Here is a 14,119-nt window from a genome sequence, read left to right as displayed (position 1 = left end):
GGCCATCAGATGGCAGAGTGGGCCATCAGTGAGATGGGTGTCCAGCCTTTGCAAGCAGTTCTCTTGCCATCTTCATTGCCTCATCACGTGTAGCAGCAAGAAGCAGAGGGTGGCCCCAGAACTTGGCAAAAACGACCGCAAATGCTTTAAAGCCAAGACGTTTTGCCGAGTTGGGTTCGATCATGATCATTGCCAGAACCCACTTGCGCAATTCAACCTTGTTCTTTTTCATCCAGAGTGCCGTGCGTTTCTTTTCTTCCAGCGAGTGCTCATGGTCTTCGGCAGCTACAGTATCGGTCAAGATCACGAAAGGCTCCCCGCGCTGCAGATTGGCCTCAAAGTCTGCGAAGTCTTTTTGGTGATCGTGTCCGGGTGTTTGCGTAAAACTCATCCAGACATAAGGGAAGTCAGAACTATTCACCGACATGGCCGTTTCCTCTGCTTTTGATGCTACGCCAGGTGGCCGCAATGGCAAACACGCCGGGCAACGTAATGAAGAACACTGCCGAAAAGGCAATGTGCCAACCGTCGCGCAGCCCGTCGGTGATTCCCCCGAGGGTATTCAGGGCGACAAGCAGGCTGCCGAGGACCAGGGTAACCCACTGAGCCTTACGGGTTCCTCTCAGTGCGATAAGCACCGTTACGAACCAAGAGCCATAGAATGCTGAAAACATCCACAGTACATCGGGCTCAAACGTAATCGCCGGTATCGCTCCGGGCGCTCTCGCAAAGTCGTTTACGTAGAAAAATAACTGGAAGGTGACAAAAAGTACGGCACCCGCGGCGGTGGTCAGCCAGAACAAGGCGACTCTGTTTGCGTTGTTCACGACCAGCGCTTCGCTGGGGTGCAGGGTAGTCTGAATAGACATAGGAGCGTTCTCGATAATCAATGGGCTGTTCTAGGTGTGGGGGCTTTTAACGGGTGAAGCGTCCGCCTGCGGGTCATCAATACTTATAATCCATCGTCACCATCAAGTTACGGGGTGCGCCATAACCTACGGTGTCGAAATCGCCCTTCTGCAACGCATATTTCTTGTCGAGCACGTTATTGACGTTGACTGCCGCAGTGATCTGCTTCGTGACGGCGTAGCGCCCCAACAGGGATACCAGCGCATAAGAACCTTGTTCCCCGCCCAACGAACTGGTGCCGGTGTTGGGCGCCTCGTAGAAGCGGCTTTGCCATTTAACGCCTCCGCCCAGCGTCAATTTGTTCCACTCTCCCGGCAACTGGTAGGTGCTGAAAAGCTGGGCAGTGGTGCGCGGTATTTGCGAATTCAAGCGGACGCCATCGCCATCTTGTGCCGTGAAATGGGCGATGCCTGAATAGATGTTCCAGCCACGTGCCAGCTCGCCCTGCAAGTCCAGCTCGATCCCGCGCGACTTCGTCCCATCCGAACCCATATAGGCTTGGGCACCACTTGGCGTATAGGTTCCTGCGACCATCTGTGCAGCGTTGTCCAGCTCGGTATGGAACAAGGCCACCGACGCATTCAGACGCCCATCCAGGTAAGCGCCTTTAAGGCCGACTTCCTTGGTTTTTCCCTTTGTCGGCGTGAGCACGTTGCCCTTGCTGTCGCGATAGTCGGTTTGCGGATTGAATATGCCCGTGTAGCTCACGTAGGCCGAATAGGTCTTATCGATGTCGTAGATCAAACCAGCATACGGGGTGAATTCACTGCTCTTCTTGTAGTGCAACGAAGAGCCGCCGACGGCGTCGTCGATTTCGTAGTTGCTGAAGCGGCCGCCGACAATGAGTTTCAGAGGCTCGGCCAGCGAGAACCGGGCTGCGCTATAGACACCGCTCTGTTTGATCAGGGTGCGGGTCGGTATCGAAGCCATGGCATCGAAGTTGGGACGGGGAAAGGCCGGGCTCAGTTGATAGACATTGACCGGCGTGAAGCCTGCATAGAACGGAGCGATAGCTTCCTGACTGGCGGTGCGGCGCGAACTCGTCGCCCCCACCACCAGGTCATGCTGGCGGCCAAGCAGTTCGAAGGGGCCGCTCGCCATCACGTCGAAGGTGTTTTGACGGCTGCGACCTTCGGACGCCAGTGCCACCGGAAAAGCCCCGTTGGGAAAAGAGCCCAGTCCCGTGGCGCGATCGGGGCGACCCACCAGGCCGAGCAGTTCGGCATCGAATTCCGTGCGGTATTGATTAGCGACGGCCCGGAGGTTCCAGCCGTTGTCAAAGCGGTGCTCGATCTCGGCAAACGCCGTCTTGAGGGTGTTGTCCCAACGGCTCCAGTTCTGCGCGTAGTTCTTGGAGCGTGAATACTCCGCCTGCGTGCCGTCGCTGAACCATAGCGGCATGCCTCCCCAGGTCGAGCCCTTCGGCGTGATGTCCTGGTAGTCATAGCCCAGACTCACCGTCGTGTCTGGTGTCAGATCTGCCTCGATGATGCCGTAGAACGCCTTCCTCTGCGGTTTGTAGCCATCAATGTACGAGTTTCCTTCCTGGGACGTCCCGACCATGCGGGCGCGGATACGGCCATCCTCGGTCAACGGAGTCGATACGTCGGCCATTTCCCGGTGGGTATCCCAGCTCCCCGCACCGAGCGAGGCGGACGCCGAGAATTCGCGGGTCGGTCGTTTGCGCACCAGGTTGATGGCGGCCGAGGGATTGCCGGTGCCGGTCAGCAAGCCGGAGGCGCCGCGCACGACCTCGACACGATCGTAGAACGCGGTATCGAGAGAGCCGATGCCGCTCCCGTTTACGATGTCGCCGACGACGGTGGGTATGCCGTCGTACTGAACGTTATTGATCAAGAAACCACGCGAATAAAAACTCGTCCGTTCGCTGTCGGATTGGTACGACGAGACGCCCGTGGTCTTATCCAGCACGCCCTGCACCGAGTTCAATTGCTGGTCGTCCATGCGCTGGCGGGTGATCACCGTCACCGACTGCGGTGTTTCCCGCAGCGACAGCGGCAGGTGCGTCGCCACCGACGTCTGGCCCGTGGTGTAGGAACCAGTACCTTCGGTGGTCGCCGTATCCATAGGGCCCGTTACGGTGATGGCCGGCAAGGCTATCTCCTCTTGAGGCTTTCCACCGACCTTGGTTTGAATCTGCCCTGGCTCCGCGGCGAATGCGCCTTGCGCGCTGATGAGAACTGCCGCCGCAACTGCCGAGCCCAGCACGGTGAGGGGCGCGCTCCTGGTTGCGCCCTTGTACGGCCCATCCAAATGAGGATAGAAGGCGGGCTCTGCGCGTATATCAATTGGCCAACGAGACTTCCCAGTAGTTGTGAGGGCGGTCATCAACAATACTCATTTGCATTTAGGTGGCGTATTTAACAATAGAGTTGCATGAGTATGCATGGCGAAATCAAGCCAGATTGTTATTCATTTAGGCCAATTTACCTGCCTTCATGCTTCTGGCTGTATTGCGAAATAATCTGACCTTATTTCGCAATGTATAAATGTGTCCACGCGGATAGGCTGCGCTTCATCGTGGTCTGCCATGCCTCAATCCAGCGTGCCTGGCCGGCCGATTCCCCCGTTCTTCCCGAGGAAATTCCCCCCATGCACTCACTTTGCTTTGGTGGATCGGCCCCGCACCGCCGGTCACGCGCCACCCCAACTCACATTGTCATCGGGAGGAACGCATGAGCACCGCCGTTATCTCCCGTGCCAAACCTATTGTCGTAAGCGTTGTTGGCCTCGTCGTGGTATTCGGCCTGCTGTATGCCTGGCGCACCACCCGCACCGGTGGCGCGGAACATTACGCCATGCCGCCGATGCCCGTCTCGACGATCCGCGCCGAACCACGCGGCGTGGCCGAGGAGTTGCAGGCCGTCGGCAATTTGCAAGCCGTTCGCGAAGTGCTGCTGGCCCCCGACACGTCGGGCCGCGTGACAGCCATCCATTTCGACGCCGGCCAGTCCGTTAAGGAAGGGACGGTGCTGATTCAGCTCTACGACGCTCCCGAGCAAGCGGATCGTGCCGCTGCTGCAGCCAAGGCTGATTTCGCCCAGGCGCAATTACGCCGCTCGCAGGAACTGGCCCCCACCGGCGCCGAGCCGCGCGAATTGCTCGAACAACGCAAGGCGGAGGCCGCCCAGGCCGTTGCGGCGGTGCGGCAACTGGACGCGCGCATCCAGCAGAAGGCCATTCGCGCGCCGTTCTCCGGCCAGCTCGGCATCCGGCGCATCAATCCCGGCCAGTACCTCAATGCCGGCGATGTGATCGCCACGCTGACCCAGCTCGACCCGCTTTACGTGAACTTCACGCTGCCCCAGCAGGACTTGCCCAAGCTGACGCCGGGCGCACCGGTGCAGGTGACGGTAGATGCAGCGCCAGGTCAGGTATTCAACGCCAAGATCAGCACCATCGAACCACGCATCGACGGCGAAACCCGCAATGTGGTCGTGCAGGCACTGTTGTCCAATGCCGACAGGCTGCTTAAGTCCGGCATGTACGCCACGGCGCGGCTGGCGTTGCCCGCCACGACCGACGCCATCGTGTTACCGCTGACGGCGATCCAGACTTCGGCCTCCGGTGACAGCGTGGTGCTCGTGCGAGATGCCGACGCGCAGGGAATCGGCAAGGCGGTCGCCGTGCCGGTCGTCACGGGTCGTCGGCTCGGCGAGGAAGTCCTGGTGACCCAGGGCGTCAAGCCTGGCGACATCGTGGTGATGGCCGGCCAAAATCGGCTGCCGCCCGGCGCCACGGTGAAGATCAATGCGACAGCGCCTGCCGCCGCAGCACCGCCTGCCGCCCCGGCGGTTACCGCCGCCGCCAGCGCACGATAGAGGACGGCACCATGCATTTCACCGACATCTTCATCCGCCGGCCCATTCTGGCGCTGGTCGTCAGCCTGTTGATCCTGCTGATGGGCGCCACCGCCTTGTTCCTGCTGCCCGTGCGGCAGTACCCCTATCTTGAAAACGCCACCATCACGGTCAGCACCACGCTTCCAGGTGCGACCCAGGACGTGATGCAGGGCTTCGTCACCACCCCGATTGCGCAGTCCATCGCCACGGCCAGCGGCATCGAATACCTGAGTTCGACCACCACGCAAGGCAAGAGCGAGATCAAGGCGCGGCTGGTGCTCAACGCCAACGCCGATCGCGCGATGACCGAGATCCTCGCCAAGGTGCAGCAGGTCAAGTACCAGTTGCCGGCCGGTGTCACCGATCCGGTCATCGCCAAGTCCACCGAGGGCGGCACCGCCGTGCAATACGTCGCCTTCTATAGCAAGACCCTGTCGATCCCGCAGGTAACGGATTTCGCATCCCGGGTAGCGCAGCCTTTATTCACGAGCATTCCCGGCGTAGCCTCGGCCGACGTCTTTGGCGGTCAGGCGCTGGCCATGCGCGTCTGGATCGATCCGGTACGGTTGGCCGCACATGGACTGTCGGCCGGCGAGATTTCGGCCGCACTGCGCGCCAACAACGTGCAGGCTGCGCCAGGCCAACTCAAGAGCGCGCTGACGGTCACCAACATCAGCGCCTCCACCGACCTGCGCAGCGTCGAGGACTTCCGCCAGATGGTCATCAAGTCCAGCCCCGGGGGCGGCGTGGTGCGGCTATCGGATGTCGCCACGATGGAAATCGGTGGCCAGAACTACAACAATCTCTCGTTCGCTAACGGCGTCCCCGCTATCTTCGTGGCCCTCCAGCCGACGCCCGATGGCAATCCCCTGGAGATCGTCAAGCGGGCCAACGAACTGCTGCCCAAGATCCGTGCGATGGCGCCGCCGGGACTGACGGTGGCACCCAACTACGACGTGGCACGTTTCGTCAACGCCTCCATCGAGGAAGTGAAGCACACGCTGATCGAAGCCATCGTGATCGTGATTGTGGTGATCTTCCTGTTCCTCGGCACCTTCCGCGCCGTCATCATTCCGGTCGTCACCATTCCGCTGTCGCTGGTCGGCACGGCGGCACTGATGCTGGCCTGCGGCTTCTCGATCAACCTGTTGACGCTGCTGGCGATGGTGCTGGCGATCGGGCTGGTGGTGGACGATGCCATCGTCGTGGTGGAGAACATCCATCGCCACATCGAGGAAGGACTGACACCCGTGCGTGCGGCACTGCTCGGCGCACGCGAAATCGTCGGGCCGGTGATCGCCATGACCATCACGCTGGCGGCGGTCTATGCGCCGATCGGCATGATGGGCGGGCTGACCGGCACGCTGTTCAAGGAGTTCGCCTTCACGCTGGCCGGCTCTGTGATCGTCTCGGGGATCGTCGCGCTGACGCTCTCGCCGGTGATGAGCTCGATGCTGCTCAGTTCCAAGCAAAGCGAGGGACGGCTGGCGAAGCGCATCGAACACTCCATGGAAGGGCTGACCGCATTCTATGGACGCCTGCTGGCCCGCACGCTGGCCGCTCGCGGTGCGGTGCTGCTGGTCGGCGCGGTCGTGCTGGCCGCCATCGTGGTGCTGTTCACCGGCACCCGCCACGAACTGGCGCCGACCGAGGATCAGGGCGCCGTCATCGTCGTCACCAAGGCGCCGCAGTATGCCGGCGTGGGCTATACCGCCCACTATGCCGAGCAGATCGAAAAGCTGTTCGAGTCGATTCCGGAGTTCGACAGCAGCTTCATGATTATCGGCGACTATGCCGGCGGCCAGAACAAGATGATCGGCGGCGCGATCCTCAAGGACTGGTCGGAACGCAAACGATCGGCCACCGACATCCAGGGCCAGATCCAGACCGCCGGCGGCGCCATTGACGGCGAGACGCTGACCGCCGTGCAGTTGCCCCCGCTACCGGGTTCCAGCGGCGGCCTGCCGGTACAGATGGTGCTGCGCTCGCCCGACGACTTCAAGACGCTGTACGAAACCGGCGAGAAGATCAAGTACGCCGCCTATGCCAGCGGCCTGTTCCTCTACGTGCAGAACGACCTGTCCTACGACAGTCCTCAGGCGCATATCAGCATCGACAATGCGAAGGCCAGCGAAATGGGCGTGACCATGCAGTCCATCGCCGACACCCTGGCCGTGCTGGTCGGTGAGAACTACGTCAACCGCTTCAACTTCCACGACCGCTCCTACGACGTGATCCCGCAGGTGCGCGGCGGCGAACGCATGACACCGGAAGACCTCGGGCGCTTCTACGTCAAGGCGACCTCCGGCGCACTGGTACCGCTATCGACCGTGACCCGCGTCGAAATGCGCCCGCAGGCCAACCAGCTCACCCAGTTCGGCCAGATGAACTCGGCCACGCTGGAAATGCTGCCAGCCCCGGGCGTGACCATGGGTGACGCCGTGGCGTTCCTGCAATCGCAACCCTTGCCGCCCGGCACCAGCGTGGACTGGCTCAGCGACAGCCGCCAGTTCGTGCAGGAAGGCAACCGCCTGCTGGTGTCGTTCTGCTTCGCGCTGGTGGTCATCTTCCTGGTACTGGCGGCGCAGTTCGAGAGCCTGCGCGACCCGCTGGTGATCCTGGTGACGGTGCCGCTGGCGATCTGCGGCGCGTTGGTGCCGCTGTGGCTGGGCTACGCGACGCTCAACATCTACACCCAGATTGGACTGGTTACGTTGATCGGCCTGATTTCCAAGCACGGTATCCTGATGGTCACTTTCGCCAACCACATCCAGCATCACGAAAACCTGAGCCGCATCGAGGCCATCGAGAAGGCCGCAGCGGTGCGTATGCGCCCCGTGCTGATGACCACCGCGGCGATGGTCGCCGGCCTGGTGCCGCTGCTGTTCGCAGATGGCGCGGGTTCGGCCAGCCGCTTCTCCATCGGCATTGTGGTGGTGATGGGCATGCTGGTCGGCACCTTCTTCACGCTATTCGTGCTGCCCACCATCTACAGCTTCATCGCCGAGGATCACCGGGCGACATCGCAAAGTCCCCGCGCCCGTGAACTCGCCACTGCGCAGGCCCCCGATGTCTCACTCTAAAGCGATTGCTGCCATGACTACTGCTTTGCATCCAGCCATGTTTCCCCCTCGGCGCGCTGTCTTCATGGCCATTGCCGTCGCCGTGATCACCGCAGGCTGCGCCAGCGGCCCCGACTATCGTGCTCCGGCCACGCCGCAAACTGCGGCAGGCCCCTTCGTCAGCAAGCCGGCCGATACGGAGTCCAGCGCACCACTGCCAGCGGACTGGTGGAAGCTGTATGCCGATCCGGCACTCGACAATCTGCTGCAGGAAGCCCTGTCGGCCAATACCAACCTGCGCGTGACGCTGGCCAACCTCGACCGCGCACGGGCCATCTACAAGGAAGCGCGCGGTGGCCTGTTTCCTTCGACTAACGTGTCGGCGGGCGCAGGCTACGGCCGCGACCAGTCCACGTGGACGGGCAGCGGCCAGGCGCCCACACAATGGAGCTACAGCGGTGGCCTCGACGTCTCCTATGAACTTGATCTGTTCGGCCGGGTAAGGCGCGACATCGAGGCCGCACGCGACGACACCGATGCAGTCGCCGCCGCCCATGATGCCGCCAAGGTCGTCGTCGTCGCCGAGACGACACGCGCCTATGTGGACGCCTGCGCCTATGGCGCATCCATCGGCGTCGCTCACTCGTCCATTGACCTGGCTCAGCGCAGGCTGGATCTGGTCAGCCGCCAGGAACACTCCGGCTCCGCGTCGCATCTGGATGTGGAACGGGCCGGTGTCACGCTGGCCCAGGCCCAGGCCGCCTTGCCGCCGTTGCAGGGTCAGCGGGATGCCGCATTGTTCGAGTTGGCCGCGCTGGTGGGCCGCACGCCATCGCAAATACCCGAGTCGGCGCGCAACTGCACCCAGGTGCCGGAGATCGCGGGGGCGCTGCCGATCGGTGATGGCACCACGCTGCTGCGCCGCCGCCCGGACTTGCGTCAGGCCGAGCGCCAACTGGCCGCCGATACCGCCCGCATCGGCGTGGCCGTTGCCGACCTCTATCCGCGCGTCACGCTGGGCGCCTCCGGCAACTACCTGCGCAACGACTACCTAAAAGGCAATCGCACCTGGTCGTTTTCCTTCGGGCCGCTGATCTCCTGGAGCTTCCCCAACACGATGGTCGCTCGTAGCCGCATCGCACAGGCAAAGGCGCAAAACGCGGCATCGCTGGCCAGCTTCGATGGCGCCGTGCTGAATGCCTTGAAGGAGTCCGAACAGGCGTTGAGTGCATACGGCGCCGCGATGCAGCAGCGCGAGGCACTGATCGAAGCGCGCGACCGCGCCGAAAAAGCCTTCCAGTTGGCAGACCAGCGTTACCACGCCGGGTCTATCAGTTACCTCGACGTGATCGTCGCGCAGACCAGTCTGATCGACACCCAGTCGCAGGTAGCCGTTGCTGACCAGCGCGTAGGTTCCGCAAGGGTCAGCGTGTTCAAGGCGCTTGGCGGCGGATGGGAACAGGCCACTACGCAGTAGCTCCTGCGGACATGGGCGCGATGGCGGCCCCACCATCGCGCCCATGTCCGAGACCAGCGATTAGCCACGTCGCTGCGCATTGTCACAAACAACCGGACATCCGGCATAGCGAAGGAAGACAGAGATGGAACCGCACGATGATCCACCTCGGATAATTGACCTGATTACATCATTCGGTAGCAAGAACACGCCGTCAGGCAAGCACATTATGAAGCACACCGCAGCGGCCAATCCCGATGCCGGAGCGCCGATATCGTCTCAGGAACAACGATTGCTGGCGGGCCGACTGCGACCGACGATCGCTCGTACCAGAGTCTTGAACACGCTGGAGAAGGCAACCCCGAACTATCTGGATGCCAACCAGATATATCGTATCCTCAGCACGCAATTCGACAGCTTCGCGCCGGGATCGATCTACCGGACGCTGAATGAATTATGGTTTGCTGGGCTGTTGGTTCGCACGGACGGCGCACGTGGGCGCGCGTTCTATGCACTCAAACCGGAGGCGCTAAACAACCAGCACGACACACTGCAATGTCAGTGTGGCGCGCGACTGGTTTTCATTAAAGACCTGGCGTTGAATGAACACCTACAGTCGCTGGCATCCGAGGAGGGCTACGCTCTAGACGAGGAGTCAGTCTTCACTATCACCACGACGTGTGCGAAATGCCGGCAACTCTGCAAGGAGGGGCTGCAGACGATGGAGAGCGGTCGGCGGTACCGGGACAGTACAACCTGATCCAATCAGGGTGAGATTTCATTTGGGATCATGATCCGGGGCACGCGAGCAAGCTCCGCGCCGCTGATGCGATCCGAGAGGTAGCGTGCCGGAGGTTTGCCCACGGCCTTGCGGAACATGGTGACGAACCCGCTGGCGTTTTCGTAACCCAGCTCCAATGCCACCGTTTGCACGCTTTCACCCTTGGTCAAACGTTGCAGCGCAAGGATCACATGCATCTGCCGACGCCATCGGCCAAAGCTCATTCCAATTTCATGCAGCAAAAGACGGCTCATACTGCGCTCGCTCATGCCAATTCGAGTAGCCCAATCGGCCTTCGCGGTCTTGTCCGTAGGGTCGTCCAGCATCATTTCTACAAGACGACGCAACCGGAGATCACGCGGCATGGGCAGATGCAAGTCTTCCACCGGTGCCGCCACCAACTCATCGAGCAATGTGGCTATCAACCGGTCTTCTCGTCCACCCTGCGCGTAGAACTCAGGAAAACCAGCCACCTTCATGATCAACTCACGCAGCAATGGCGACACCGCAATCGTGCAGCAGGTTTTCGGAAGTTCCGGTGCAGCATCTGGCTCAACGAACAGGCAATAGCATTCAGTTTCACCCGCCCCACGCGCCGCGTGCGGTAAGTCTCCCGGTATCCAAACGGCGCACTGCGGCGGCACGATCCAGACGCCGTCTTCAATTTCGCAATTGAGGATGCCACGAAGCGAGTAGATCAGCTGCGCCTTGCGGTGCTGATGCCTCGCATTTTCCCAGTCCTTTTTTACCGATGTGGCACTCAAAGCCACAACGGGGCGCGAGACGCTGTCGATGTTCCAAGCCACGGTTAGATCGGTGATCGCAATGCTAGACATTTTGTCCTGTCGAACCTCGGAGGGAAGATGCGGCGCTGGCCTAATCGAAAAATACTATGACCAACTTGCTCAATAACGTCTAGCCATTCCTTGCGTTCAGGGCCAGCCTGTTCCTGGCGGGGCCACAACTCCCAACATCCAAATAATGAAGAAAACATCTGTTTAACGCAGACAAATTACAGCTGTCTTACAAAGCTCTGTTGTACTCATACGAACTAAGCAACGATTGCTTTTTGATCAGCAAGAGCATTTCACAATGAGTACTAACGAGCGCCACAGCTATAAAATTCGCGACGGCCATGACCTGCGCCATGACCCCTTGCCGGCCATTCTGGGACCACGTCCTATTGGCTGGATATCCACCTGCGATGCTGAAGGGCGCCGGAATCTTGCCCCCTATAGTTTTTTCAACATCTTCAATTATCACCCGCCGCTGGTTGCCTTCTCCAGCGTGGGTAAAAAGGACAGCGTTCGCAACGCTGAGGCGACCGGTGAGTTTGTCTACAACCTGGCGACCCGACCGCTCGCTGAACGGGTCAACCTGAGCAGTACCGAGCAAATCGGTATTGATGAGTTTGCATTGACAGGACTGACGCCGGTCCCTTCGCTTGAAGTCGCAGCACCGCGCGTCATGGAGAGCCCGGTTGCGCTGGAATGTAAAGTCACCCAGGTTCAACAGCTGGTCGGCCTGGATGGTGCCCCTCTGGATACCTGGATGGTCTTTGGTGAAGTGATTGTGGCGCACATCGATCATGCAAGTCTTCGTGACGGCATCTACGATACCAGCCAGGCACAACATATCTTGCGAGGCGGTGGTCCGGCCGATTACTTCCAGGTTCTACCCGAAGGACTGTTTCACATGACAAGGCCCAAGTAGTCATTGGCGAGCCCGAAGCATTGTTGTCACGCCACCTCGTCACGCAGCAACTGCATGTTTTTTACAGCGTCTACGACATCAAGCCCAAGGTTCTCGATGAAGGAAGCCGACGAGTAAAAGGCGTCCACATGGCCTCATCGTGACGAGGCCATGTGCACCTAACCTCTGAACAACATCGCAAGCTCCATCTGGGCGTTGGCCAGTTGGCTGATCTTCCCGCAGATCTCATCACTCACTTTGGCTTGTGCCGTACTCTCACTGGCAAGGCCGGCGATATGCGTGATCTTGTGGTTGATGTCCTCGGCCACCACACTCTGCTCCTCAACTGCCGCCGCCATCTGCGTGCTGGTCATGCTGATGTGGTTGATCTGACGAGCGATCGACTGCAGAACTGCTCGGACAGCATCGACGTCATTGCTGGCTCGCGAAGTGGCGTCGGCGCCTTTTTCCACTGCACGGATAGCGGTGCGACCGCCCTCCCGAAGCGAGGTTATCGACTCCTGGATTTGGCCAGTGGCGTCCCGGGTTCGTGAAGCCAGTGCCCTGACCTCATCGGCGACGACCGCAAAGCCTCGGCCAGAATCCCCTGCTCGCGCCGCTTCGATAGCCGCGTTGAGTGCGAGCAGATTTGTCTGCTCCGCGATGCCATGGATCGCGTCGGTAATGCCGCTGATGGATTCGACCGCCTCAGCCAGAGCGCTCACCTCATCCCCGATATCCCGGACACAGGTGGCCAGAACATCCGTGGAGGACTTGCTGAGCATCGCGGCGCTCTCACCATCGGCTGCAAGCTGATCAGCCGCACTCGCGGCACCTGCTGCCCCCTGAAGCCCTTTGGAAAGCTCTTGGATGGTGAGGGTCATTTGCCGCATGGCGGACGCCGATTCTTCGGTCTCCACCATCTGACGTTCAAGCCTGGCGACCTGGGCCTGAGTGATTCCCACGGAGTCACTGGCATAACCCAGCAGGACTTTCGCGGTGATCTGAGCTCGACCTGCCAGGGTACGCATCCTAAGCCCTAGTTGGTGAAGAGCCGCTTCAATGACGGCGACATGATGAGAGCCGTGCATATACACCTCAGCCAGCATCGGTGCAGGAGCAAGCTCGTCCAGTCGCGTGGAGACAGTCGGGGCAGCGCTGCTGCTGCGAACCCACTCGGACGCAGCAGCCCAGGCAACGCCCGTCAGCAAAACACCACCCCAAGTGGGATCAAGGGCTTTCAAGCTCATTGCGAGGCCTGTCGACAGCCCGAGGGCAATCACTGGCAAATAGGAAACCAGCGCTGAGAGATGTGTTCCCCGCGCCCCGGTTCCGCCGGAACCGAAGTTGCGGTAAGCCCTCTCTGCTCGACGTTGCACCACAGGGTCCAGGTGATGGTAGATCGCGCCGAAGGCGAAGACATTTCCCGCCCTCACCAGCGGCATGAAGTACGCCTCACACCAAAACGTCTGGCCATCCTTTGACCTTCCCATGATGGGCAGGCAGAACGGCTTCCCGCCACGCAGTTGCTTGTACCCCTGCTCCATCAAAGCGGCAGGCATCGACTGGTCGAAGATCAATTGCTGACTCTTTCCCATGACTTCTTCACGGGGATAGCCACACAGGGCGAAATACTCATCGTTGCACTCGATGATCTCGCCCTGAAGGTTAATCCGGGAGAATGGCAGCATTCCCATCACGCTGATGGGTTCAGGCGCAGATCTTTTAACGTCCAGCACAGCCATTCCCCCAAAACTGTGGATAGCACATTGGCGAGTCAGCTATCTGAAGCTGATGACGCTCTCCTCTGCGACTGTCCATCGGATTACCAAAAAATGGACATTCTCGATAGTTCGCTATGTCATTGAAAATGTCGTGTGATAGACGCGTGCCCTATAGATTCAAAGTCTCGGGCTATGCTGATCGATGAGTTCGCGCAGGACTTCCTTGAGCGCTTCGATCTTCATTGCCTCGAAAGGAGCAAGAATCTCGCGCTCGTGTTTCTCGGCCAGGACAACCAAACCGGACACCAAACGTCGCCCTGAACGAGTGAGTCGCACCAGGGTATAGCGACGATCATCAAGGCTGATGGAACGCTCTACATACTTTTGCGCTTCAAGACGCGTTAACAGCCGAGTGACCGTCGGCTGCTTGCTCACGGTAGTCTGAGCCAGCGAAGAAATAGTCATGGCACCGTCACGGGCCAACGTAGACAGCACTCGCCACTCCAACACGGAAAGCCCGTGCTGCTCAACAACGGCATGAAATTGGGTGGATACCAAGTACCAAGCCTGCCCCAAGAGTGCGGGCAAATAATTGTCTACAAACGCCTTCGTCTTCGCCATGCCAATCGCCG

Annotated in this window: 11 protein-coding genes and 1 pseudogene; 5 read left to right on the top strand and 7 right to left on the bottom strand. The window is 60.3% G+C overall.

Annotated elements, in window-relative coordinates; all coding sequences use genetic code 11:
• Positions 1 to 25: 25 nt before the first annotated feature.
• The 3 genes from HU722_RS14905 to HU722_RS14895 form a co-directional block, all read right to left on the bottom strand.
• A complete protein-coding gene (locus HU722_RS14905) occupies positions 26 to 427 on the bottom strand; it encodes a hypothetical protein (protein ID WP_186753773.1) in 402 nt (133 codons plus the stop codon).
• A complete protein-coding gene (locus tag HU722_RS14900; RefSeq protein WP_186753770.1) occupies positions 414 to 869 on the bottom strand; it encodes a hypothetical protein in 456 nt (151 codons plus the stop codon). The genes HU722_RS14905 and HU722_RS14900 overlap by 14 nt, the downstream gene beginning before the upstream one ends.
• A 76-nt stretch (positions 870 to 945) precedes the next feature.
• Positions 946 to 3,258, bottom strand: a complete 2,313-nt coding sequence (locus tag HU722_RS14895; protein WP_189683554.1) for a TonB-dependent siderophore receptor — start codon at positions 3,256 to 3,258, stop codon at positions 946 to 948.
• A gap of 347 nt (positions 3,259 to 3,605) precedes the next feature.
• On the opposite strand from HU722_RS14895, the gene HU722_RS14890 reads away from it, so the two are divergent.
• The 4 genes from HU722_RS14890 (at position 3,606) to HU722_RS14875 (ending at position 10,050) form a co-directional block, all read left to right on the top strand.
• Positions 3,606 to 4,751 carry an efflux RND transporter periplasmic adaptor subunit gene (locus tag HU722_RS14890; protein ID WP_186753768.1) on the top strand — a complete coding sequence of 382 codons (1,146 nt, stop codon included), beginning with the start codon at positions 3,606 to 3,608 and terminating at the stop codon, positions 4,749 to 4,751.
• Between the two features lie 11 nt (positions 4,752 to 4,762).
• A complete protein-coding gene (locus tag HU722_RS14885; RefSeq protein WP_186753766.1) occupies positions 4,763 to 7,855 on the top strand; it encodes an efflux RND transporter permease subunit in 3,093 nt (1,030 codons plus the stop codon).
• Positions 7,842 to 9,311, top strand: coding sequence for an efflux transporter outer membrane subunit (locus HU722_RS14880; RefSeq protein WP_225930625.1), 1,470 nt, complete (start codon positions 7,842 to 7,844; stop codon positions 9,309 to 9,311). Before HU722_RS14885 ends, HU722_RS14880 begins: the two co-directional genes overlap by 14 nt.
• Positions 9,312 to 9,435: 124 nt before the next feature.
• The gene (locus tag HU722_RS14875) at positions 9,436 to 10,050 is read left to right on the top strand and encodes a Fur family transcriptional regulator (RefSeq protein WP_186753762.1); all 615 of its coding nucleotides are present in this window, start codon (positions 9,436 to 9,438) and stop codon (positions 10,048 to 10,050) included.
• 5 nt (positions 10,051 to 10,055) lie between these two features.
• On the opposite strand, the gene HU722_RS14870 is transcribed toward HU722_RS14875, so the two are convergent.
• Positions 10,056 to 10,907, bottom strand: coding sequence for an AraC family transcriptional regulator (locus HU722_RS14870; protein WP_186753760.1), 852 nt, complete (start codon positions 10,905 to 10,907; stop codon positions 10,056 to 10,058).
• Between the two features lie 256 nt (positions 10,908 to 11,163).
• Between HU722_RS14870 and HU722_RS14865 the strand changes: the two genes are divergently transcribed.
• Positions 11,164 to 11,784, top strand: coding sequence for a flavin reductase family protein (locus HU722_RS14865; RefSeq protein WP_186753758.1), 621 nt, complete (start codon positions 11,164 to 11,166; stop codon positions 11,782 to 11,784).
• 158 nt (positions 11,785 to 11,942) lie between these two features.
• On the opposite strand, the gene HU722_RS14860 is transcribed toward HU722_RS14865, so the two are convergent.
• From HU722_RS14860 to HU722_RS14855, 3 genes and pseudogenes are all read right to left on the bottom strand, one after another.
• Entirely contained in the window at positions 11,943 to 13,013 is a 1,071-nt protein-coding gene (locus HU722_RS14860) for a methyl-accepting chemotaxis protein (RefSeq protein WP_437182536.1), read from the bottom strand.
• A gap of 162 nt (positions 13,014 to 13,175) precedes the next feature.
• Positions 13,176 to 13,454: pseudogene (locus HU722_RS29265) on the bottom strand (PAS domain-containing protein); the annotation flags it as partial.
• A gap of 210 nt (positions 13,455 to 13,664) precedes the next feature.
• A complete protein-coding gene (locus tag HU722_RS14855) occupies positions 13,665 to 14,108 on the bottom strand; it encodes a MarR family winged helix-turn-helix transcriptional regulator (protein ID WP_186753756.1) in 444 nt (147 codons plus the stop codon).
• Positions 14,109 to 14,119 lie beyond the last annotated feature (11 nt).

Origin of the sequence: Pseudomonas tritici (assembly GCF_014268275.3) — a bacterium.
Classification (GTDB): domain Bacteria; phylum Pseudomonadota; class Gammaproteobacteria; order Pseudomonadales; family Pseudomonadaceae; genus Aquipseudomonas; species Aquipseudomonas tritici.
Note: the sequence above shows the minus strand (reverse complement) of the source record. Positions and strands in the feature narration are given on the sequence as shown.

Excerpts from the sequence above, each read along its gene's own strand:
- HU722_RS14905 (WP_186753773.1), bottom strand. The coding sequence starts at position 427 with ATGTCGGTGAATAGTTCTGACTTCCCTTATGTCTGGATGAGTTTTACG.
- HU722_RS14900 (WP_186753770.1), bottom strand. The coding sequence starts at position 869 with ATGTCTATTCAGACTACCCTGCACCCCAGCGAAGCGCTGGTCGTGAAC.
- HU722_RS14895 (WP_189683554.1), bottom strand. The coding sequence starts at position 3,258 with ATGACCGCCCTCACAACTACTGGGAAGTCTCGTTGGCCAATTGATATA.
- HU722_RS14890 (WP_186753768.1), top strand. The coding sequence starts at position 3,606 with ATGAGCACCGCCGTTATCTCCCGTGCCAAACCTATTGTCGTAAGCGTT.
- HU722_RS14885 (WP_186753766.1), top strand. The coding sequence starts at position 4,763 with ATGCATTTCACCGACATCTTCATCCGCCGGCCCATTCTGGCGCTGGTC.
- HU722_RS14880 (WP_225930625.1), top strand. The coding sequence starts at position 7,842 with ATGTCTCACTCTAAAGCGATTGCTGCCATGACTACTGCTTTGCATCCA.
- HU722_RS14875 (WP_186753762.1), top strand. The coding sequence starts at position 9,436 with ATGGAACCGCACGATGATCCACCTCGGATAATTGACCTGATTACATCA.
- HU722_RS14870 (WP_186753760.1), bottom strand. The coding sequence starts at position 10,907 with ATGTCTAGCATTGCGATCACCGATCTAACCGTGGCTTGGAACATCGAC.
- HU722_RS14865 (WP_186753758.1), top strand. The coding sequence starts at position 11,164 with ATGAGTACTAACGAGCGCCACAGCTATAAAATTCGCGACGGCCATGAC.
- HU722_RS14860 (WP_437182536.1), bottom strand. The coding sequence starts at position 13,013 with ATGAGCTTGAAAGCCCTTGATCCCACTTGGGGTGGTGTTTTGCTGACG.
- HU722_RS14855 (WP_186753756.1), bottom strand. The coding sequence starts at position 14,108 with ATGGCGAAGACGAAGGCGTTTGTAGACAATTATTTGCCCGCACTCTTG.